19 protein-coding genes are annotated in these 20912 nt (G+C 70.9%); 10 read left to right on the plus strand and 9 right to left on the minus strand.

Annotation, left to right across the window (positions count from 1 at the left end):
- The first annotated feature begins 48 nt into the window (after window positions 1–48).
- The 10 genes from ACZ69Q_RS30520 to ACZ69Q_RS30565 all read left to right on the plus strand — a co-directional run bounded on the left by ACZ69Q_RS30520 (window position 49) and on the right by ACZ69Q_RS30565 (window position 10090).
- Window positions 49–810, plus strand: coding sequence for a DeoR/GlpR family DNA-binding transcription regulator (locus ACZ69Q_RS30520; RefSeq protein WP_471047770.1), 762 nt, complete (start codon window positions 49–51; stop codon window positions 808–810).
- An 89-nt stretch (window positions 811–899) separates the two neighbouring features.
- Window positions 900–2255 (plus strand): ABC transporter substrate-binding protein, encoded by a 1356-nt coding sequence (locus ACZ69Q_RS30525; protein ID WP_471047772.1) that lies wholly within the window; start codon window positions 900–902, stop codon window positions 2253–2255.
- 78 nt (window positions 2256–2333) lie between these two features.
- A complete protein-coding gene (locus tag ACZ69Q_RS30530; protein WP_471047774.1) occupies window positions 2334–3293 on the plus strand; it encodes a carbohydrate ABC transporter permease in 960 nt (319 codons plus the stop codon).
- The gene (locus ACZ69Q_RS30535) at window positions 3290–4177 is read left to right on the plus strand and encodes a carbohydrate ABC transporter permease (RefSeq protein WP_471047777.1); all 888 of its coding nucleotides are present in this window, start codon (window positions 3290–3292) and stop codon (window positions 4175–4177) included. Before ACZ69Q_RS30530 ends, ACZ69Q_RS30535 begins: the two co-directional genes overlap by 4 nt.
- On the plus strand, window positions 4174–5163 hold the full coding sequence (locus ACZ69Q_RS30540; protein ID WP_471047780.1) for a zinc-dependent alcohol dehydrogenase family protein: 990 nt from the start codon (window positions 4174–4176) through the stop codon (window positions 5161–5163). Before ACZ69Q_RS30535 ends, ACZ69Q_RS30540 begins: the two co-directional genes overlap by 4 nt.
- Window positions 5164–5417: 254 nt before the next feature.
- Window positions 5418–6842, plus strand: a complete 1425-nt coding sequence (locus tag ACZ69Q_RS30545) for a Gfo/Idh/MocA family protein (protein WP_471047783.1) — start codon at window positions 5418–5420, stop codon at window positions 6840–6842.
- 111 nt (window positions 6843–6953) lie between these two features.
- On the plus strand, window positions 6954–7697 hold the full coding sequence (locus ACZ69Q_RS30550) for a class I SAM-dependent methyltransferase (RefSeq protein WP_471047786.1): 744 nt from the start codon (window positions 6954–6956) through the stop codon (window positions 7695–7697).
- 63 nt (window positions 7698–7760) lie between these two features.
- Window positions 7761–8483, plus strand: a complete 723-nt coding sequence (locus ACZ69Q_RS30555; protein WP_471047789.1) for a hypothetical protein — start codon at window positions 7761–7763, stop codon at window positions 8481–8483.
- A gap of 186 nt (window positions 8484–8669) precedes the next feature.
- A complete protein-coding gene (locus ACZ69Q_RS30560; protein WP_471047792.1) occupies window positions 8670–9872 on the plus strand; it encodes a cytochrome P450 in 1203 nt (400 codons plus the stop codon).
- Complete coding sequence (locus ACZ69Q_RS30565; protein ID WP_471047795.1) at window positions 9869–10090, plus strand: ferredoxin; 222 nt, start codon at window positions 9869–9871, stop codon at window positions 10088–10090. Before ACZ69Q_RS30560 ends, ACZ69Q_RS30565 begins: the two co-directional genes overlap by 4 nt.
- A gap of 96 nt (window positions 10091–10186) precedes the next feature.
- Here ACZ69Q_RS30565 and ACZ69Q_RS30570 read toward each other — a convergent pair whose 3' ends face one another.
- From ACZ69Q_RS30570 to ACZ69Q_RS30610, 9 genes are all read right to left on the minus strand, one after another.
- Window positions 10187–10969, minus strand: a complete 783-nt coding sequence (locus ACZ69Q_RS30570; RefSeq protein WP_471048253.1) for an endo alpha-1,4 polygalactosaminidase — start codon at window positions 10967–10969, stop codon at window positions 10187–10189.
- A gap of 20 nt (window positions 10970–10989) precedes the next feature.
- Window positions 10990–11652, minus strand: coding sequence for a spherulation-specific family 4 protein (locus ACZ69Q_RS30575; RefSeq protein WP_471047798.1), 663 nt, complete (start codon window positions 11650–11652; stop codon window positions 10990–10992).
- Window positions 11649–12575 (minus strand): NAD-dependent epimerase/dehydratase family protein, encoded by a 927-nt coding sequence (locus tag ACZ69Q_RS30580; protein ID WP_471047801.1) that lies wholly within the window; start codon window positions 12573–12575, stop codon window positions 11649–11651. Before ACZ69Q_RS30580 ends, ACZ69Q_RS30575 begins: the two co-directional genes overlap by 4 nt.
- A gap of 8 nt (window positions 12576–12583) precedes the next feature.
- Entirely contained in the window at window positions 12584–13297 is a 714-nt protein-coding gene (locus ACZ69Q_RS30585; RefSeq protein WP_471047804.1) for a nucleotidyltransferase family protein, read from the minus strand.
- 31 nt (window positions 13298–13328) lie between these two features.
- Entirely contained in the window at window positions 13329–14330 is a 1002-nt protein-coding gene (locus ACZ69Q_RS30590; protein WP_471047807.1) for a GDP-mannose 4,6-dehydratase, read from the minus strand.
- Window positions 14331–14466: 136 nt separating this feature from the next.
- Window positions 14467–15882: a hypothetical protein gene (locus tag ACZ69Q_RS30595; RefSeq protein WP_471047811.1), complete on the minus strand. Its 1416-nt coding sequence runs from the start codon at window positions 15880–15882 to the stop codon at window positions 14467–14469.
- Entirely contained in the window at window positions 15879–17390 is a 1512-nt protein-coding gene (pelF, locus tag ACZ69Q_RS30600; RefSeq protein ID WP_471047814.1) for a GT4 family glycosyltransferase PelF, read from the minus strand. The genes ACZ69Q_RS30595 and pelF overlap by 4 nt, the downstream gene beginning before the upstream one ends.
- A gap of 88 nt (window positions 17391–17478) precedes the next feature.
- A complete protein-coding gene (locus ACZ69Q_RS30605; protein ID WP_471047817.1) occupies window positions 17479–19605 on the minus strand; it encodes a hypothetical protein in 2127 nt (708 codons plus the stop codon).
- A gap of 514 nt (window positions 19606–20119) precedes the next feature.
- A complete protein-coding gene (locus ACZ69Q_RS30610) occupies window positions 20120–20881 on the minus strand; it encodes a TioE family transcriptional regulator (RefSeq protein ID WP_471047820.1) in 762 nt (253 codons plus the stop codon).
- Window positions 20882–20912: the final 31 nt, after the last annotated feature.

The following is a 20912-nucleotide window of genomic DNA, read 5'->3' on the forward strand; positions in this document are numbered from 1 at the left end:
ACAGCCGGCGCGGGAACATCGCGCCGCGCGTGAAACGGAGGTGTCGCCGTGGACGCCGAAGAACGAAGACGCGGAATTCTGGAAAGGGCACGCTGTTCCGGATCCGTCGATGTGGGACAGCTCGCAGCCGACCTCGGGGTCTCCAAGGAGACCGTGCGGCGGGATCTGAATCTGCTGGAGGGGCACGGGCTGGTCCGCCGTACTCATGGCGGCGCCCATCCCGTGGAGAGCCGCAGCTTCGAGACGACGCTCGCCTTCCGTACCACCATGCAGGTCCCCGAAAAGTCCCGGATCGCGGCAGCCGCGGCCGGCCTGCTCGGGGACGCCGAGACCGTCTTCGTCGACGAGGGCTACACCCCGCAGCTCATCGCCGCAGCCCTCCCCCGCGACCGCCAACTGACCGTGGTCACCTCCTCGTTGGCCACGGCGGGTGACCTGGCGTCCGCCCAGAACATCACCGTGCTCCTGCTCGGTGGCCGGGTGCGCGGCGGGACCCTCGCCACCGTCGACCACTGGGCGACACGCATGCTGGCCGGCCTCGTCATCGACCTGGCGTACGTCGGCGCGAACGGCATCTCCCGCGAGTACGGACTCACCACCCCCGACCCCGCCGTCAGCGAGGTCAAAGCCCAGGTCCTCAGGACCGCCAGGCGCCGGGTCTTCTCCGGCGTCCACACGAAGTTCGGCGCCGTGAGCTTCTGCCGCTTCGCCGATGTCACGGAGTTCGAGGCGATCGTCACCGACGCCGGACTCAGCGCCGCCGAGGCACACCGCTATTCACTGCTGGGCCCCGAGGTCATCCGGGTCTGAGCCGCGGTTCATCTCCGTAACCCACTCCACCCCCGTCAGTCCGGGGGCCTGGTTCCGCACACCCTGAAACACATCTCCTGGAGTCAGTCATGCGCACACGAAGAATGATCCAAGTCACCGCCGCGGCGGCGGCCGCGGGCTCGCTGCTGGTCGCGTGCAGCGGGGCGGGCGGCTCCTCCAGCTCCGATGGCAGCGGCAAGAGCATCAACGTGCTGATGGTCGGCAATCCGCAGATGGAGGACATCGCGAAGCTGACGAAGGACACCTTCACGAAGGACACCGGCATCAAGGTGAACTTCACCGTGCTGCCCGAGAACGAACTGCGCGACAAGGTCACCCAGGACGTCGCCACCCAGGCCGGCCAGTACGACGTCGCCACCATCGGCGCCTACGAGGTGCCCATCTGGGAGAAGAACGGCTGGCTGCACGAACTCAGCTCCTACGCCGACAAGGACACCGGCTTCGACAAGGCCGACCTGCTCAAGCCCATGGTCACGTCCCTGTCGGGCTCCGACGGCAAGCTCTACGCCCTGCCGTTCTACGGGGAGTCCTCCTTCCTCATGTACAACAAGGACGTCATGGAGGCGAAGGGCATCACGGTGCCCGAGCGTCCGACCTGGCAGCAGATAGCCGACATCGCCGCCAAGGTGGACGGCGCGGAGCCGGGTATGCGGGGCATCTGTCTGCGCGGTCTGGCCGGCTGGGGTGAACTCGGCGCGTCGCTGACGACCGTGGTCAACACCTACGGCGGCACCTGGTTCACCAAGGACTGGAAGGCGCAGGTCAACTCCCCGGAGTTCAAGAAGGCGGCGAACTTCTACGTCGACCTGGTCCGGGGGCACGGCGAGGCGGGAGCGGCACAGGCCGGGTTCACCGAGTGCCTGAACGCCATGAGCCAGAAGAAGGTCGCGATGTGGTACGACGCGACCAGCGCGGCCGGATCGCTGGAGGACCCGAACTCCAGCAAGATCGCCGGGCATGTCGGCTACGCGTACGCGCCGACGGCCGAGACCAAGAGCAGCGGCTGGCTGTGGAGTTGGGCGTGGGCCATGCCCAAGACCACGAAGAACGCCGATGCCGCGTCGAAGTTCATGCTGTGGGCCTCCGGCAAGGACTACGAGCAACTGGTCGGCGAGAAGCTCGGCTGGTCGCGTGTCCCGGCCGGCAAGCGGGCCAGCACATACGAGATCCCGCAGTACCAGAAGGCCGCCGCGTCGTTCGGTGACATCACCCTGAAGTCCATCGAGCAGGCCGACCCGGCCGACCCCGGTGTCCAGCCGAGGCCGACCGTGGGCGTCCAGTACGTGGCCATCCCCGAGTTCCAGGATCTCGGAACCAAGGTCACCCAGGAGATCTCCGCCGCCATCGCCGGCAAGACCAGCGTGGACAAGGCACTCGACGACGGCCAGAAGCTCGCCGAGGACGTCGCCAAGAACTACCAGTGACCGTCACCGCCCGGCCGGCGTCCCGGCCGGCCGGGCCCGCTTTCCCCATCCCGGCCGTCACTGGCAGAGGAAACCTCCATGACCACGCTCACCGCACCCCCCAAGACCGCACCACCACCCAGCCGCAGGCGCACGCCCGCGGGCGCCGGCAAGTGGCGCCGCCGCATCCCGCTGCTGCCGGCGCTCGTCTTCACCATCGTCGTCACACAGCTTCCGTTCGTCGCCACGCTCGTCATCTCCACGCTCCAGTGGAACGTCCTCAAGCCGGGCGAGCGGCACTTCGTCGGCCTGTCCAACTTCAAGTTCGTCTTCACCGACGAGCGGCTGCGCACGGCGGTCCTCAACACCGTCGTACTCACCGCCTCGGTCGTCCTCATCAGCGTGGTCCTCGGCCTGGGCCTGGCGATGCTGCTCGACCGCCGGTTCCTCGGCCGCGGTCTGGCCCGGACGATGCTCATCGCGCCGTTCCTGGTCATGCCGGTCGCCGCGGCGCTGCTGTGGAAGCACGCCATCTACAACCCCGACTACGGCCTGCTCAACGGCACCCTGAACGCCGTGTACCGCCTGTTCGGCGCGGACAACGGCCCCACGATCGACTGGGTTTCCTCCTACCCGATGCCCGCCGTCGTCCTCTCGCTGGTCTGGCAGTGGACGCCGTTCATGATGCTCATCCTCCTGGCCGGTCTTCAGGCGCAGCCCGGTGACGTCCTGGAGGCGGCCCGCGTCGACGGGGCGTCGGCCATGGCGACCTTCCGCTTCATCACGCTGCCGCATCTGCGCCAGTACATCGAGCTGGGCGTCCTGCTCGGCACGATCTACGTCGTGCAGACCTTCGACGCGGTCTACACCATCACCCAGGGCGGCCCCGGCTCCCGGACCACCAACCTGCCCTACGAGATCTACCTGACCATGTTCCGCAAGTACGAGTACGGCCAGGCGGCCGCCGCCGGCGTGGTCGTCGTACTCGGCTCGATCGTGATCGCGACCTTCGCGCTGCGCACCATCGCGTCGCTGTTCCGCGAGGAGGTTTCCCGATGACCACTCACGCGGCAGTCGCCGCGCCCGGCGCGCGACTCAAGAAGGCCCTTCGACGCCGCGAGGACCACGGCGGTACGCCGCGGCTGTCCCCGCTGTGGACGTTCGTCGCCTGGCTCGCCACGCTGGCGTTCTTCGCGCCGGTGGCGTGGATGGTGCTCACCTCCTTCCACCAGGAGGCGGACGCGGCCACCAACCCGCCCAGCCCGCTGGCACCGGTCACGTTCGACCAGTACAAGCTGCTGTTCAGCCGGGACATCACCCCGTTCCTGCTGAACTCGACCATGGCCAGCGTCATTTCGACGCTCCTGGTGCTCGTCCTGGCGGTGCCGACGGCCTACGCGCTGTCCATCAAGCCGGTCGAGAAGTGGACCGACGTGATGTTCTTCTTCCTGTCCACCAAGTTCCTGCCCGCCATCGCGGCCCTGCTGCCGGTGTACCTGATCGTCAAGGACGCCGGGATGCTCGACAACGTGTGGACGCTGATCATCCTCTACACCGCCATGAACCTGCCGATCGCGGTGTGGATGATGCGCTCGTTCCTCGCCGAGGTGCCCAAGGAGATCCTGGAGGCCGCCGAGGTCGACGGCGCGGGCCTGCCCACCGTGCTGCTGCGGATCGTCGCGCCGGTCGCCATGCCCGGACTGGCCGCGACCTCGTTGATCTGCTTCATCTTTAGCTGGAACGAGTTCATGTTCGCCGTCAACCTCACGGCGACCAACGCGTCGACCGCGCCCGTCTTCCTGGTCGGCTTCATCACCAGCGAAGGCCTCTTCCTCGCCCGGCTGTGCGCCGCCGCCACGTTGGTCTCCCTGCCGGTCCTCATCGCCGGTTTCGCCGCCCAGGACAAACTGGTCCGAGGGCTGTCCCTAGGAGCAGTCAAGTGAAAGCCGCTGTCATCGAAGCACCCGGCAAGGTCACCGTCAGCACGGTGCCCGACCCCACCCCCGGGCCGCGCGAGGTCGTGGTCGACGTGGCGGCCTGCGGGCTGTGCGGAACCGATCTGCACATCCTCCAGGGCGAGTTCGCGCCGACGCTGCCGGTCGTGCCGGGCCACGAGTTCGCCGGCGAGGTCGTGGGCCTCGGCAGCGAGGTCACCGAACTCGCCCTCGGCGACCGGGTCGCCGTCGATCCCTCGCTCTACTGCCACGAGTGCCGCTACTGCCGGGTCGGCCGCAACAACCTGTGCGACCGGTGGCAGGCGATCGGTGTGACGGTGGCCGGTGGCGCCGCCGAGTACGCTCTCGCGCCCGTCGCCAACTGCGTACGGCTGCCCGACCACGTGGACGTCCAGGACGCGGCCCTGATCGAACCGCTGTCCTGCGCGGTGCGCGGCTACGACGTGCTCAACAGCAGGCTCGGCTCCCACGTGCTGATCTACGGCAGCGGCACGATGGGCCTGATGATGCTGGAGCTGGCCAAGCGCACCGGCGCCACCTCGGTGGACGTCGTCGACGTGAACCCGGAGCGACTGGTGACGGCCGAGAAGCTGGGCTGCTCCCAAGTGGCGCTCTCGGCCGACGAGTTGGGCCGGGCGGGTGGCTGGGACGTGGTCGTCGACGCGACCGGGAACGCCGCCGCCATCCAGGACGGCCTGGAGCGGGTCGCCAAGGCGGGCACGTTCTTGCAGTTCGGAGTCTCCGACTACGCGACGAAGGCCACCATCTCGCCGTACCGCATCTACAACCAGGAGATCACGATCACCGGTTCGATGGCGGTGCTGCACAGTTACGAACGCGCGGCGGAACTGTTCGCCACCGGGGTGCTGGATCCGCAGGTCTTCATCAGCCATCGGCTGCCGCTGACGGCGTACCCGCAGGCGCTGGAGCAGTTCGCCGCCGGCCAGGGACGCAAGATCGTCGTGCTGCCCTGACCCTCGCACGGGCATGCCCGCACGTCAGCACATCGGTGCTGCCAAGCCGTGTTCGGGACGGGACTGTCGTGCTCAGGCCCTCTGCACACTTGCCTTCGATGCTTGATACTGCTCGGAACTGCTGTCTATCGAGCACGTATTGACATGCAAGCGTCGAAGCCCGCAGAGTCGTGCACCGACAGTCCCCGTGCCCCCACAGTCCCGACAGTGCACCGGCAGTGATGCAAGCCACCTCACCGAGGAGTGTTGCCGTCATGTCCGAAACACCCGCTGTCTCACGCCGACTGCTCCTGGGCGGAGCCGTCGCCACCGGCGCGGTCGCGGCCGGGATGACCGCCGCCGCACCGGCCGCGCACGCCGCGACCGGGCAGGCGCCCCGCCGGCGTCCCGGGCAGAAGTCGATGATCGGCGTGCCGTTCGAGGTCCACAGAACCGTCCGCGTCGGTGTCATCGGCCTGGGCAACCGCGGCGGCGGCATGGTCATGAGCTGGGCGGCCGTGCCCGGCTGCACCGTGACCGCCGTCTGCGACATCCGCGCCGACCGCGCGCGAAGCGCCGCCGACCGGCTGGTGGGCAAGGGCGAGCCCCGCCCCGCCGAATACGGCGGATCGGCCGACTCCTATGCGCAGATGCTCCGGCGCGAGGACATCGACCTGGTGTACGTCGCCACGCCGTGGGAGTTCCACTACGAGCACGGCAGAGCGGCGCTGCTCAGCGGCAGGCATGCCGTCGTGGAACTCCCCGTCGCGACCGAGCTGCGCCAGCTCTGGGACCTGGTCGACACCTCCGAGCGCACCCGCAAGCACCTGCTCCTCGCCGAGAACTGCAACTACGGCCGCAACGAACTGGCCATGCTGCGGATGGCACACGCCGGCCTGTTCGGAGACATCACCAACGGCCATGGCGGCTACCAGCACGACCTGCGTGAACTCCTCTTCTCCGACACGTACTACACCGACTCCTGGCGGCGGCTGTGGCACACCCGCAGCACGGCGTCCCTCTACCCGATGCACGGGCTGGCGCCGATCGCGGCGGCCATGGACGTCAACCGCGGCGATCGCATGGTCACCCTGCGCGCCACCGCGACCGCCCCGAAGGGGCTCGCCGACTACCGCGAGCGCTTCATCCCCCGGGACCATCCGTCCTGGAAGGAGACGTACATCAATGGCGACCTGGTCACCTGCCTGATCGAGACCGAGAAGGGCAGGGTCATCAGGGCCGAGCACGACGTGAGTTCACCCCGGCCGTACAGCAGGATCAACACGCTCGCCGGCAGCCGCGGGATCGTCGAGGACTACTCCGGGCCGACCCCGACCGGCGCGCGCGTCTATCTCGAACCGGACCACGCCGGCCACACCTGGCGCGACTTCGCCGACTACCGCAAGGAGTACGACCACTGGCTGTGGCGGAAGGTCGGTGACGACGCCGCGAACAACGGCGGTCACGGCGGCATGGACTACGTCCTGCAATGGCGCACCGTCCAGCTCATGCGCGCCGGGCTGGTGCCCGACATCGACGTGTACGACTCGGCCGCCTGGTGCTCGGCGGTCCCGCTGAGCGCGGCGTCCCTGGCGCGCGGCGGCCGCCCGGTGGAGATCCCCGACTTCACCCGCGGCGCCTGGGACGGCAAACGGCCCGGACTCGACTCCAGCCCGACGGACATGCCGCCCGTCGGCTGAACGGCGAACCGCCTCACGTCGCGGCGCCGCCACGTCCGGCCGGCCGCCGGGTCGGGGTGCGGGCTTCGGTGGCCCCACCCCGATCGACGGCTTCGGCCCATACTCGGATCCATGGCCATCTACGACACGCTCGGCACGACGTACGGCCGGACACGGCAGCCTGATCCGCGGATCGCCGCTCAGATCCATGCCGCGCTCGGGAACCCCGCGGGCGTGGTCAACGTGGGCGCGGGCACCGGCTCGTACGAACCGCCGCAGACCGTTCTCGCCGTCGAGCCCAGCCAGGTCATGCTCGCCCAGCGGCCGCGCCGGTCCGCGCCGGCCGTGCGCGCGATCGCCGAGCGTCTGCCGCTGCGCGACAACGCCGCCGACACCGTCATGGCGCTGCTGACGGTCCATCACTGGAGTGACGTCGGCGCCGGCATCGCCGAGCTCCGGCGGGTCGCTCGCCGCCGCATCGTCGTCCTGACCTGGGACCAGCAGGTCTTCCGCGAGCGGTTCTGGCTCGTGCGCGAGTACCTCCCGCAGGCCGCCGCCTTCGACGACACCCGCGCCATCGCGCCCGAGCGGCTTGCCGCTCTGCTCGGCGGAGCCCGTCAGGTGCCCGTTCACATCCCGCACGACTGCACGGACGGGTTCGGCGCGGCGTTCTGGCGCCGGCCCCACGCCTATCTCGACCCACAGGTGCGTTCCGGAATCTCGATGCTCGCCCAGACCCGGGAGGACGCCCTCGCCCCCGGCCTGGCAGCGCTCACCGAGGACCTCGCGACCGGCCGCTGGCACCGGTGCCACGCCGATCTGCTCGCGCTCGACTCCATCGACGTCGGCTACCGCCTCCTGGTGGCGGACTCCTGACCCTGTCGCCGGGTACGGCCAGCCAGCGTGAGTGCGGTCCTCGGGTGTGGTGAGGTGGGGATCATGACGACGAGTGACGCGATCGTGGTGCCCGGGTTGTACATCGGCTACCCCGCAGTGGCCTTCGGCGGCTATGTCGCCGGGGTGCTGGCCCAGAGGTCCGGCGCGGGAACGGTTCGGGTGGACTTTCGCGGGCCCGTGCCGGTCGAGGTACCCGTGCGGATCGCCGAAACGGCGGACGGCGCCGTGGAGTTGGGCGAGGCCGAGCGGCCTCTGGCCGCCGCGCGCCCCGCCGAGCTGCTGCTCGACACACCGGCCGCGCCCTCCTGGGACGAGGCGGCGGCAGCGGCCGAGAGGTTCCGAGAAGCGCCGCCTTCGGGCGTGGTCGACTGCTTCGGCTGTGGCCTGCGTACGGCGGACCGAGGTCTGCGGGTGCACGGTACGCCGGTGCCGGATCTCGGCATGGTGGCCTCGGCCTGGGTTCCGGACCGCGCCTTCGCCGACGCGGACGGCCTGCTCCCGACCCGGTTGGTCTGGGGCGCGCTTGACTGCCCGGGACACTGGGCGGGCCGTTTCCTCGGGACCCTGCGTCCGGGTGCGGTCACGGCATCCCTCACGGGCACGGTCCTGCGTCCGGTCGTCGCGGGTGAACCGCACATCTCGTACGCGTGGTTGCTGTCGGAGTCCGGCCGCAAGCACACGATGGGCGTGGCGCTCGCCACGGCGGAGGGCGAACTGTGCGGCGTCTCCGAGGCGTTGTGGATCGACCCCAAGGCCACTACCTGAAGCTGCCGCCTCTATTGCTTTCGCCGCCATTCATTGCAACGCCCCATTGCATTCAAGGGCAGCGTCATTGCATCAATTTATCGCCCTCTAGCTGCACTTACGCCATTCTGCAGATTGACCCGACTGTGAATGCAACGTAGCTTTCGAGCATTGCAAACACGTCATATCGCGAGATGAGGAATGGTCATGAGTGAGTCCGTCCACACCGTCGCGACGCTGCCGACGGCGCGTCAGTCCGGTTGTCCCTTCGACCCGCCGGCAGAGCTGCTCGAAGCCCGTCAGCACGGCCCCATAAGCCGCTGCACCCATCCAGGCGGAAAACCCGGCTGGTTGATCACCGGCCACGAGCTGGTCCGGTCCGTCCTGGCCGACCCGCGGTTCAGCTCGCGCAAGGAGCTCATGAACGTCGTGGACTTCGAGCTTCCTCCGGCGCCGCCCGGCGAGTTCCTCCTGATGGACGACCCACAACACCGGCGCTACCGCCAGCCGCTGGCCGGCAAGTTCACGGTACGGCGGATGCGCCTGCTCACCGAGCGCATCGAGCAGATCACCGCGGACTGCCTGGACGCCATGGAGAAGGCAGGGCCGCCGGTGGACCTGGTGACCGCGTTCGCCAAGCCCATCCCCACCATCGTGATCTGCGAGATCCTCGGCGTGCCGTACCAGGACCGGGGTTCCTTCCAGGAGCAGATCGACACGTTCATGGGCGGGGACGTGAGCGACGAGGAACTGATCGCGGCCTACACCGCGACCCAGGAGTACCTCGCTCAGCTCGTGGCCGCCAAGCGCGCGAACCCCACCGACGACGTGCTCAGCGAGCTCACCGACAGCGATCTGACGGATGAGGAGCTGAAGGGGATCAGCCTGATCCTGCTGGCCGCCGGATTCGACACCACGGCGAACATGCTGTCCCTCGGCACCTTCGCGCTGCTTCAGAACCCGGCACAACTGGCCGCGCTGCGCGCCGACCCCGCGCTCACCGACGGGGCCGTGGAGGAGTTGCTGCGGTATCTGAGCGTCGCCAAGTCGTTCATGCGGACGGCACTCGAGGATGTCGAGGTGGGCGGCCAGACCATCGAGGCCGGCACGACGGTCGTGCTGTCGTTCAACACCGCCAACCGCGACCCCGAGCGCTTCACCGACCCCCACGTCCTCGACCTGAGCAGGCAGGACACGGGCGGGCACCTGGCCTTCAGCCACGGCATCCACCAGTGCCTGGGCCAGCAGCTCGCCCGCGTCGAGATGCGGGTCGCGTTCCGCGCGCTCATCGACCGGTTCCCGACACTGCGCCTGGCGGTACCGGCCGAGGAGGTCGGCCTGCGCCCGGAGACCGCGGACATCTACGGGGTCAAGAGCCTCCCGGTGACCTGGGACACGGAGGAGTCATGAGGACGGCGCAGGTGAGCGTCGACCGTGAGCGGTGCATCGGCGCCGGGATGTGCGCCCTCACCGCCCCCGAGGTCTTCGACCAGGACGAGGACGACGGCCGCGTGCTCCTGCTCCAGGTCGAGCCGACCCCCGACCGCCGCGCCGCCGCCCGGATGGCCGCCGGTGTCTGCCCCTCCCGGGCGATCACCTTCAACGACCCGGAACCCAGCGGCTCCTGACGCCGGGATGATCACGCATCCGGACAGAGCCCCGCTCCGCGTATTGGTGCGGGGCTCTCGTCCGAACGGCACGCCTCAGGCATCCCTGGGCCGGCGTCAGCACGGCCTCCGCCAGGCGTCCAGCTCCAGCCTCTTCAGCATCGACGACAGGCGCAGTTGGCGGGACTCCCGGCAGAAACGGGACGTGGGCTCGGCGTACTCCACGTGGAAGACCGCCTTGCCCACCGCGACGAACGGTTCGAGGAGCTCGCACTCGCCGTACTGCGCGCACTCCTCGTTGACCGCGAAGTCGAAGTCGGCGATCAGTTGCGGGATTTGCGCCAAGTCGTTCTTGAGGCCGACGGCGAGCCCGCGTTCGTGCGCGATGGCCGCGATCATGCGGTTGTAGCGGAGTTGGTCGTGAGCGGTGAGCCGGAAGCCGGTTTTGTTTGCGTAGCCCTCGACCAGGTCCGGTTCCACCGCGTCGAAGCCCTTGTCCCGGCACATGTCGAAGCGTCGTTCCATGATGGGTCTCAGGACCCCCAACCGGCGGATGTCCAGCCATCGTTCGCCGTCCCAGCCGTTGGTCAGGCCGAGCACGGAGCGGGGAAAGTCGCGTCGGTCGGGGCGGAAGTTCTCCCAGGCGCCGACGTTGATGTAGCAGATCACCTTGCGGCCGTCCCGGTGCAGGCGTGCGACGTCATCGGCACCGTTCTCGAATCCGTCGATGTCGTAGACGGGCACGTCGACGGACGGGTCGACCTTGCCGTCCAGTTGCCACTGCCAGGCCAGCCCGGGCCGTGGCTGCCAACGCGCGCCGGTGGCGGTCGCCTTGCCGGGGACAGGGGCGGGGTCGTCGGAGCATGCGGTCAGGGTGGTCAGGATGAGCAGGGCGGCCATGACGGCCGGGACCGCCCGCCTCACCGGCCCGCCTCCGCCAGCGCGGGCGTGAGCTGCGACCAGGGGTTGGGCAGGTCTCCCGTGACCGGCCCGGACACTCCCGCGCCCCGCTCCCCCGCCGTCCGCATGGCGAGCGGCACGAGCGGTTCCGGAACGCCGTAGACCAGGTGGCACAGCCGCTCGGCGGGCAGCCGCTCGGTCCATGAGGGGCGGCTGAAGTCCGACACGTATCTCGACCAGTGCCCTTCGAAGGTGACCGTCAGGTCGGCCAGCCGGGCGTAGCCCGGCGCGGGATGGACGCCGGGGTTGAGGACGACCGTCGAGGCGCCGAGCCTGCGCACGGAGCGGACCAGGCGTCGGCAGTCCGGCAGCCCGTGCGGGGCCGCCGGCACCTGGTCCAGGAAGCAGCCGTCGACGGCGTACCACTCCTTGTGCCGGCGCAGATCCTCGGTGATCTCAGCGGGGTCGCGGGCGCCGTAGTCCGTGTCGAGGTACCCCAGCACGCGGGCCCCCGCTGTGCGCAGTGCCTTGGCCGCCGTGGCGAACGCCGGGTCCGGGGCCCGGCCGGGTCCGTTCGCAGGGTTCAGTACGACGGCGTAGGTGCGCGCGGCGCAGGTGATGAGCCGGTGCCAGGCGCCCGGGTCCTCGGCCGGATGCACGTACAGCGGGATCAGCAGGCTCACCGCGCCGGTACCCCCTCGGCGGTGCGCTGCCCGGGACGGGCAGCCGCCCACAGTGCCGTCACGGATGCGTCGAGGCTGTGCACCGGTGTCCAGTCGAGGGCGTCGTGGGCCGCGGTGATGTCCGAGCACTGCCACGACACCTGCGCGGACCGGGCGGATCCGCCGGCCCCTGCCTCGACGACCCGGCCCCGGAAACCGGCCGCTTCCGCGAGCGTGCGCACCAGGTCGCGGACCGGGCGGGCGTCGCCGCCGCCGATGTTCAGCACGGGTGGCAGTGGTCCTGTGGCCGTGACCGCCAATTGGGCGGCCCGCGCCACATCGCGTGCGTCCACGAAGTCGCGGTGCGCGGACAGGTCGCCGAGCCGCAGCTCCGCGTCCGGGTCGTCCCCGGCGTCGGCGAGCATGCGCGCGACCCGGCCGGGCAGCCCGGTGGACGGGGCCCCCGCGCCCACCGGGTTCCCCACCCTGAGCACCGTCGCGTCCAGCCCGGACGCCGTCACGGCCACCGTGCCCGCCAGCTTGGTCGCGCCGTACGGGCCCGTCGGCCGGGTCGCCGCCGATTCCGTCACCCGCACTCCGGGCTCGGTGGGCCCGTACTCGGCGGCCGAGCCCAGATGGACCAGGCGGGCTCCCGGCGCCGCCGCCCGCAGGGCCGAGCACAGCATGGCGGGCCCACGGGCGTTCACCTCCGCGAGGGTGACGGCGTCGCCGCCGGTCGCGCCCGCGCAGTTGACGACGGCGTCGGGCGCGGCCTCGGCCAACGCGGCCGTCAGGTCCTGCGGGCGGTCGGCGGCGAGGTCCACGGTGACGTCGGCGCTGGGCGAGCGGCCGGCGACGAGGACCCGCGCGTCCGGCAGGGTGCGCAGGTGCTCGGCGACGTGCGCGCCCAGGTAGCCGGTGGCGCCGAGTACGAGGATGTGCATGGCTCTCCTCAGGCTCCCTTGAGCAGGAGCGACTTGCGGCTGGTGAACTCCGCGTTGGCCCGGTCGTAGTCGTCGGGGCGGCCGATGTCCAGCCAGTAGCCGTCGAACTCGTAGGCGTGCGGGGGGCGTTCGGCCGCGAGCAGGTCCATCACCAGCTCGTCGAAGCCGAGCGGCAGCCCGGGGGTGTAGTGGTCGAGAGTGGTGCGGGAGACACCGTAGACGCCCATGGAGACCCGGTAGTCGATGCTGGGCTTCTCGGTGAAGGCGACCACCCGGCTGGCGTCGGTGGTCAGCACCCCGAAGTCGATGTGCACCTTGCGGGCGTACGTCGCGATGGTCAGGGGCGTGCCGGACGCCTCGTGCGTGCGCAGCACGTCGGCGTAGTCGAGGTCGGTGAGGATGTCGCCGTTCATGACCAGGAAGTGCTCGGGCAGCCGGTCGCGCAGGGTCAGCAGCGGGCCCATGGTGCCCAGCGGGCTCTCCTCGGTGGCGTAGTCGACGCTCAGACCCCATTGGGTCCCGTCGCCGACATAGGCGCGGATGATCTCCCCCAGGTGACCGATGGCGATGGTGCAGCGGGTGAAGCCGGCCGTGGACAACTGACGCAGCACGATCTCCAGGATCGCGTGCTGGTCGCCGATGGGGACGAGTGGCTTGGGCAGCGCGGTCGTGTACGGCCGCAGCCTCACGCCCTTCCCCCCGGCCAGGATCACTGCGTGCATGGCATACCTCCTGCGGTGCGTGCCGGTCGGGTCAGATGTTGTAGATGCCGGTCTTGTAGCGGGCCAGGTTGGCCGGGTCGGTGAACCACTGCGCGGTGCGTGCGAGCCCTTCCTCCAGCGTGCTGCCGGGCCGCCAGCCGGTCGCCGCGGTCAGCCGGGTGGCGTCGGCGACGAGCCGCATCACCTCGGATGCCGCGGGCCTCAGGCGCGCGGAGTCCTCGCGGACGTCGAGCGGGGCGTCCATGACCTTGCCGATGAGCGCGACCAGGTCACCGACGGAGATCTCGCCTCCGGTCCCGGCGTTGAAGGTGCGGCCCACCACCTGGTCCGCCGGCGCGGTGCCGACCGCGAGGAACGCCCGCGCGGTGTCCTCGACGAAGGTGAAGTCCCGGGTGGGGCGCAGGTCGCCGAGCGTGATGGTGCGCTGCCCGGCCGCCACCTGGCCGATGACGGTGGGGATCACCGCGCGCATCGACTGGCGCGGGCCGAAGGTGTTGAACGGCCGCAGCGTCACCACGGGCGTGCCGAAGCTGGCGTGGTAGCTGTCGGCCAGCCGGTCGCCGCCCGCCTTCGAAGCGGCGTACGGCGACTGGGTGTTGATGGGGTGGTCCTCGGTGATCGGCACGGTCTGTGCGGTGCCGTACGTCTCGCTGGTCGAGGTGTGCACCAGGCGCGGGGTCTGAAGCGCGCGCACCGCTTCGAGCACGTTGAGCGTGCCGGTGACGTTGGTGTCCACGTAGCTGTGCGGCGCCTGGTAGGAGTACGGGATCGCGATGAGCGCGGCGAGATGGTAGGCGCAGTCGGCGCCGTCGAGCAGGCCGCGCACCGAGCCGGGGTCGCGTACGTCACCGAGGACGATCTCCACCTGGTCCAGGACATCGGCGGGCAGGGTCTCCAGCCACCCGTAGGAGGAGAACGAGTTGTACTGGGCCATGGCCCTGACGCGGTGACCGCGGGCGACGAGCGCCTCGGTGAGATGCGAGCCGATGAAGCCTTCGGCTCCGGTGACGGCGGCGAGCGGTGCGGAGGTCAACTCTTGGTCCCTTCATAGTCGTTGCCGGACGGGAGCCCCGGCGCCCAGCGGGTGCCGGTCTGCGGTCCGATCGGGATCGTGCGCGTGGTCAGACGTGTGGAGGACCTTGCGGTCCGGTCGGGGATCATTCGCGTGGTCAGGCGTGCGGGGAGGGCCGGCCGAGGCGGCGTATCGCGCACGCCGCGAGACAGACGGCGGCCACGGCGCAGGCCGCGGGCAGTACGGCAGGTCCTGGTGGCAGGTCCAGGAGGGTCACCGCTGCGGCCGCGCCGGCGGCGGCCAGGCAGAGCAGCGCGGGTGGCCAGGCCACGCCGAACGCCTGGAGCAGCAGGGCGGTCCACAGCACTGCGGCGAGCAGCAGCGGTGCGGCCGGGTCGGAGCCGGTGAGCAGGGCGGCCGGCAACAACAGCAGCAGGTAGGCGGACAGGCACAGTCCGAGGACGGCGGCCGAGCGCAGCAGGAATCCGACGGGGGTCGCGCTGGCCCGCAGCGCGGCGACCGACCAGCCGCGGTAGCGGTACAGCAGCCACTCGGCGGGGCCCATGCTCAGGGTCAGGGCGATCACCATGTACGGCTGCCGCCGGCCCTCCAGCATGACGAGCACCGCCGCGGCCAGCCCGAACAGGCCGTACGGGACGGACGCGAGCAGCCGGGGCCGCGCGGCGTCGGATGCTGCCGGGCCGGCGCGGCCCTTCCTCAGGACCCAGCCCGCGGCCGCAAGCGTGGCCAGGAGCGCCAGCAGGGGCAGCCCGGCCCGCAGTTCCGGCCCGGGCTCCCACCAGGGCAGTGCCGCGGCGCCCGCGATGAGTGGGCTGAGGGCGGCCAGCAGCAGCCGCTCCCGGGCCAGGACCAGCAGCACGCTCGCCGCGGCCAGGTACAGGGACTGGGCGGCCGCCGCCCCGACGGCCACGGGGGTGTCGGCGGGCAGCACGGCGAGCGACGTGGCCATCGCGGCACCCAGCAGCGACCCGCTCAGCAATGTGCCGGACGCCTCCCGGCGTCCCGCCACCAGCCGCAGGTGCGCGCGGTGGCCGAGTGCCTGCCCCCAGGCCCACGAGGCGGTGCCCGCCACGATCAGCACGGGGGCGTGCCGGTCGAGCGACCACAGCGGCGCGGTCAGCAGGTAGGCCAGGGCCGGCAGCGCGAACAGCACGCCGCGCAGCAGGCAGCGCAGTGTGTCGGGCCGCCAGGGGTCGGTCGCGGGCGGCGGCTCGGGGAACGTGCGGGGCACCCGCTCGTACAGCGCGGTCGCCAGCGAGAACAGGTTCGGGTGCCCGTACCGCTCCTTGATCAGCGAGGCGGACAGGCCCTCGGCCTCCAGCAGTGCCGCCACCTCGTAGGGATGGACGGCGGGGCCGATGGCGTCGGCGAGTTCGGCGGCCAGCGTGCTGATCGCCTCCTCGTCAGGACCCCGGCCGGGCAGCCGGATCGCGAGCGTGGCGTCGTCCAGGGCCCAGCGCGGGCGCCGGCGCGGCGGGCGGGGTTCGGCCAGCCGCAGGGCCAGCGTGTCCCGCTCGGCACCTCCGGGTTCGAGGGATATCGGACCGCTCATCCGGTCAGGCTCCCCGTGCCGCTGACCGCCGGAGACGGCAGCACCACTCTGGCGGGCAACTCGACCTTGCCTGCGGCCAGTTCGTGGTAGATGGCGCGGAACGTGTCGATGGTCTGCCGCAGGGTGAACTGCTCGATCACCCGCAGCCGCGCCGCTTCTCCCATGGCCCGGCGCCGCACGGGATCACCCAGCAGCTCCAGCGCGGCGGCGGCCATGGAGGCCGGGTCGCGCGGCGGCACCACGAGCCCGGTGTCGCCGACGGCCTCGCGCACGCCGCCGACGTCGGTGGACACGGTCGCCCGGCCGCATGACATGGCCTCGATCAGCGTGAAGGGGAAGCCCTCGCTGATGCTGGACAGCATCACCACGTTGCCGGCCGCGTAGGCGTCCTTGATGTCCTCCACGCGGCCCTCGAAGGTCACCGCGTCGCCGTGCCCCAGCTCGGCGGCCAGGGCCTCGCAGCGTTCGCGGTATCCCTCACCGCCCCGAGGGGTGCCCCCGAACAACCGCAGCCGTACGTCGGGGAGTTGCTCCCGGACGAGGGCGAAGGCGCGGATCAGGGTCTCCAGGTCCTTGATCGGGTCGACCCGTCCGGCCCAGCTCAGGGTGAGCGACTCCGGCTCCGGGCCGGCCGGCGGGAAGGCGGCCGGATCGACGCCGTTGTAGACGGTGCGTATCGACTCCGGGTCGGCGCCGCCCTGCTCCTCCCAGAGCCGGTTGTAGCGGTTGCCGGGGGTGATCAGCGCCGCCTGACGGTAACTCTCCTCCGCCAGCAGCCGGAAGAAGCCGAGCACCACCGCCTTCACCGGCCAGCGGTAGGGCGCGGTGCGATAGCCGAGGTAGCGCTCACGCAGATACACCCCGTGCTCGGTGAGCAGCAGCGGAACCCCGTACCGCTCCCGTGCCGCGAGCCCCGGCAGGACGGCGACGCCGCCGCTGACGGCGTGCGCGACGCCGTCCTGTGGGGGCGGCGCGGCCAGCGGGCGCAGCGCGTGTTCGAGCAGAGCGGTGGCGGTGAGCGCGTCGTGCAGCGTCGGCCGCGCCTCACGCACGGCGAGCCCGGGGCGTGTCCATACGGAGGTCAGGATCGCGATCGCGGCGTCGCCCCGCAGGAAAGGGCTGAGCTCGCCGGCCGCCGCCGCGCGCGCCAGGGTGTGCAGGGCGGGTGCGAAGCCGTCCTCGGCGCCGGGGTCGACGAGCGCGGTCAGGAACCGCTCGTAGGCGCCGGCGAGTTGCCTGCGCGACCGGCCGCGCGGCGGCCGGCCCTCGGGAGCCGCGCCCCACATGGGGACGGACAGGACGCCGCGGACATGGTCAGGAAGATCCCACACGATCGACTCCCGTCCGGTGCCGGTGACGGCGATGACGTCGAACTCGATGTCGGGCATGCCGGTGACGAGCTGGTCGCACCAGACGCTCACACCCCCGTGACTGTGCGGGTAGGTGCCTTCGGTGAGCAGGGTGACGCGCGAGGCGGCGTTGCGTCGCGCGCCGTGGTGAACGTGCATTGATGTGCTCCACGGCCGAAGTGTGAGGAGGGGTACCGGTCCCGGCGCGCCGATGGGCGGCCGGGACCTCGCTGCCGGTGGACCCCGGTCAGCTCCCCGCGGGAGAGACGGGCTCGGCCACGCCCTCGGGCACGCGGGCGTCCGGTGCCGGGTCGGTGGCCGGCGCGGAACCGTCCGGGCCGGCGGCCGTGGAGGATGCCGCGGACTGCGGCAGGGTGAGGGTGAGCGGCGTGGCGGTCTGGCCGGTCCACCCGGACCGTTCGCCCGCGTACGCGCCGCCGAAGGCGGAGCCGGCCCGCGTGGTGCCCTCGGGCATCGTCGCGGGGACGTCGACACCGGCGGGGCTCTCGATCGTGACGGTGCCGCCGATCCGGTAGGCGGTGACCTGTCCGTCGGCCACCGCGGTCCGCCACGAGGCACGCCGCTTCAGCTCGTTGCCGATGTCCTTCATTCTCAGGTTGACCACCGGCGTGTTCTGCGCGAACAGCGTGCCGTAGGTGTCGAGCATGCCGTCCAGGACGGGGTAGGCGATCCGGTCCTCGGCCAGGTTGGACTGATGGATGAAGTGCGGCTTGGGGTCGTTGCCGAGGACGTGGCCGAGCGCGATCTGCCGCTCCAGGGGCACGATGTACTGCGTGTAGCCGGTCGCCGTGTCGAGGGGCTCGGCCAGGCAGGTCGTGGTGGCCGGGTTGTCCTCGCAGATGCCGCTGCCGCCCTGGGCGCGGCTGGTGTAGATCCAGTTGTACTCGTCGACCTGCTCGGCCGCCCGGCCCGCGTTGTAGAAGATGTTCATCGGGTAGCGCGGGATGGTGGTGGCGGGGCCGACCTGCCGCTGGGCGGGCTCGCGGGAGTTGTCCGAGCCGAGCCAGTCGATGCCGTTGTCGGCGAGGGCGAGCGCCAGGTTGGGGTTGTCGGCAGGCTGCTGCGGCAGCACCCGCAGTCCGGAGTGCTCACCGGTCACCAACTCGTCGTCGTCCAGCGGCAGTCCGGCCGACCGCCCCCAGGCGGTGTTGTGAGCGATCTCGTCGGCGACGTCGTTGCGGCTGACCCACTTGGTGCTGCCGTCGGCGTTGGTGGCGCACCGCCACGGCACCGCCGTGGTGTCCTGCTGGCAGCCGAGGAAGGCGTGTGTGTAGGTGTGGTTGATCCACCGGAACTCGGCCCGTTCGGCGAGGAACCGGTCGGCCAGCGGGTCGGCTCCGTTGTTGTCCTCGCGGTGGTCGACGCTGCCGGCGCCGTTGTAGGCGAGGTCGAGGGTGATGCCTCGCTCGCGCTGCCAGGCGACGGCGCGGTCGACGTCGGCGGGCGTCATCCTGATCGGGTCGGGCGTGGCGTTCGGGTCCGTGCAGTCCACGTCGCCGGGTGTGCAGTTGAGGGTGGAGTTCCACCGGTCGTCACCGGCGAACACGTCGTCCACGTGCACGGCGAAGTAGTTGCGGGAGGAGCCGAGGTGGACGCCGCCGGTCATCCACTCGACGATGCCGCGGGCCAGAAGCCGGAACTGCTGCTGGTACTGGTTGTAGACGAACGTGACGACGAGTTCACGCCGCCCGTCGTGCCGGTACTCCCCCACCAGGGAGCCCTGCTTGGCCGTGCCCGGGATCGGGGCCTGGACGTACGGGGTGAAGTCGGCGCCCGTCATCGGCGTCGACAGGAAGGCGTAACTCTCGCCGACGGTCGGCGAGTTGTCCTCGAACGGCACCGGTCCGTCGAGGTAGCCGAACGGGCCTGCCCGCCCGGCGTCCGTCACCTGGGCCTGCACTCCGTCGACGCTGCCGGCGTATCCGCCGTAAACGGGGTACTGCAGGCCTGCCTCGGGGCGGGCGTAGGTGTACGCGTCGACCTGCGGGATGTCGAAGGCCGTCTCGTACGCCATGAGCGCGGCCATCTCGGTCGAGTTCGCCGGGAACGGGTTGTCGTTCGGCAGGACGACCGCCTGGAACTTGGCGCGGTCGTGGCCGTCCACGGTGTCCGAGAGGTAGCCGGCGTCGATCACGGGGCGGTCGGACCGGGTGAGGTCGATCTCCGTGTACGGCGTTCCCGCGGCATCCAGTTCGGCGGCTATGGCGTCGGTGGCCGGGCCGCCGTCGCTGACTATGAGCACGCGCAGGTCGATGCGGGGCGACGGCTCGGCCGATGCCGGTGCGGCCGGCAGGCCGAAGGCGGCTATGAGCACACCCGTCGTCAGCAGCGTGGTGCGTAAGGTCCGCTTCATGCGGTGCTGTCCCCTCCCCGGGCAGGGGTGAGTACTGCTCCGCTGAGCGGACGCACCCCCGCGCGTGACGCCGGCTTCCCCCTCAGAGACCGGTCGTCGACGCATTCGTCGCGTCAAATAGTGATGTATCTGTGGAGCTTTCGTGCTCTTGCTGCGGAACCTGACGGAAAAACGCAGGTGCACAGGGATGGGTCGCGCCCCCTGGACCGTGTGCTCGACGGTGGGTCACGGACCTCCGCCGGGGCCCCTTCGGGCTCTGCCGCCCAGGTGGGAGAGGGAAGCACCGTTTCGGCGGACGGCTGCGCTCCGCCGGTGCGACTGCCACTGGTATGGACCGGTCGGGTGGGCGGGCGCGGGCCGGTTTCAGGTCATCTCGACGGGGTGACGGCGGGGAAACCGGCCCTTGCTCTGGGTGCGGACCACGGCGTGGAGGGGCGGCCGTCGACGCTGTTGGCGGCCTGGGCACGTGTGGTCGGCCAACGGTTCACCAGAATTTGAAGTGCCACGCCCCCGATCAGCCGCGCTCGCGGAGGTACTCCTCCAGCTCCGCGGCACCCCTCAGCATCGCCCGCCCGCGGGCGGTCAGCCGGTCGCGCCAGTCCGACAGTGCGGCCTCCAGCGGCCCCAGTCCGCCGGCCGACCGCACCTGGGTGATCAACGGGGCGATGTGCTCCAGCAGATAGCCGCCCCGCCTGAGCTGGTGGGCGAGCCGGGCGTCCCGTACGTCCGCCTCGTCGTAGACGCGGTAGCCGGTCCGCGGGTCGCGGCGCGGGTGCACCAGTCCCGCGCGCTCCCATTTGCGCAGGGTCGCGGGCCGGATCCCGAGCGCCTGGGCAAGCGGCCCGATGAAGGTGCCGCCGGGCCCGGACACCTCTGCCGGATCGGAACCCGCGGCGGACACCGTGCCGAACTCGGGCGCCGCCCCGCGCTCCAGGTCGCGCAGGGCGCTCTCCACCGCCTGGAGGGTGCGCCGATCGTCGCGGAGTTGGACGTGACTCTCGTCGATGAGGTGGAAGGCCTCATCGACGAGCCCCTGGTTCACGGCCCGCATGATCGACGTCGCCGTCCGGTGGCCGTGGCCGGGCACCAGGGCGAGGAACGCGCGCAGTGCGCCCGCGTGGAGCGAGGTGTAGGTGCGATAGCCGTGGGGCGTGCGGTCGGCGGCCGGAAGGATGCCGGCCTCCTCGTAGTTCCGGACGGCCTGCGTGGACAGACCGTGCCCGCGCGCCAGATCAACCGGCCTGAGCCGACCCGCGTTTTGAAGGTTTTGCCCCATGGGGTGGACGATATCGCGGCAAAGTTTCAAC

Source organism: Streptomyces sp. NPDC036764 (genome assembly GCF_055609385.1).

What these genes read in the sequence shown, in the direction of transcription:
- ACZ69Q_RS30525 (WP_471047772.1), top strand. Translation starts at nt 900, where the DNA reads ATGCGCACACGAAGAATGATCCAAGTCACCGCCGCGGCGGCGGCCGCG.
- ACZ69Q_RS30530 (WP_471047774.1), top strand. Translation starts at nt 2,334, where the DNA reads ATGACCACGCTCACCGCACCCCCCAAGACCGCACCACCACCCAGCCGC.
- ACZ69Q_RS30535 (WP_471047777.1), top strand. Translation starts at nt 3,290, where the DNA reads ATGACCACTCACGCGGCAGTCGCCGCGCCCGGCGCGCGACTCAAGAAG.
- ACZ69Q_RS30545 (WP_471047783.1), top strand. Translation starts at nt 5,418, where the DNA reads ATGTCCGAAACACCCGCTGTCTCACGCCGACTGCTCCTGGGCGGAGCC.
- ACZ69Q_RS30550 (WP_471047786.1), top strand. Translation starts at nt 6,954, where the DNA reads ATGGCCATCTACGACACGCTCGGCACGACGTACGGCCGGACACGGCAG.
- ACZ69Q_RS30555 (WP_471047789.1), top strand. Translation starts at nt 7,761, where the DNA reads ATGACGACGAGTGACGCGATCGTGGTGCCCGGGTTGTACATCGGCTAC.
- ACZ69Q_RS30560 (WP_471047792.1), top strand. Translation starts at nt 8,670, where the DNA reads ATGAGTGAGTCCGTCCACACCGTCGCGACGCTGCCGACGGCGCGTCAG.
- ACZ69Q_RS30565 (WP_471047795.1), top strand. Translation starts at nt 9,869, where the DNA reads ATGAGGACGGCGCAGGTGAGCGTCGACCGTGAGCGGTGCATCGGCGCC.
- ACZ69Q_RS30570 (WP_471048253.1), bottom strand. Translation starts at nt 10,969, where the DNA reads ATGGCCGCCCTGCTCATCCTGACCACCCTGACCGCATGCTCCGACGAC.
- ACZ69Q_RS30580 (WP_471047801.1), bottom strand. Translation starts at nt 12,575, where the DNA reads ATGCACATCCTCGTACTCGGCGCCACCGGCTACCTGGGCGCGCACGTC.
- ACZ69Q_RS30585 (WP_471047804.1), bottom strand. Translation starts at nt 13,297, where the DNA reads ATGCACGCAGTGATCCTGGCCGGGGGGAAGGGCGTGAGGCTGCGGCCG.
- ACZ69Q_RS30595 (WP_471047811.1), bottom strand. Translation starts at nt 15,882, where the DNA reads ATGAGCGGTCCGATATCCCTCGAACCCGGAGGTGCCGAGCGGGACACG.
- pelF (WP_471047814.1), bottom strand. Translation starts at nt 17,390, where the DNA reads ATGCACGTTCACCACGGCGCGCGACGCAACGCCGCCTCGCGCGTCACC.
- ACZ69Q_RS30605 (WP_471047817.1), bottom strand. Translation starts at nt 19,605, where the DNA reads ATGAAGCGGACCTTACGCACCACGCTGCTGACGACGGGTGTGCTCATA.
- ACZ69Q_RS30610 (WP_471047820.1), bottom strand. Translation starts at nt 20,881, where the DNA reads ATGGGGCAAAACCTTCAAAACGCGGGTCGGCTCAGGCCGGTTGATCTG.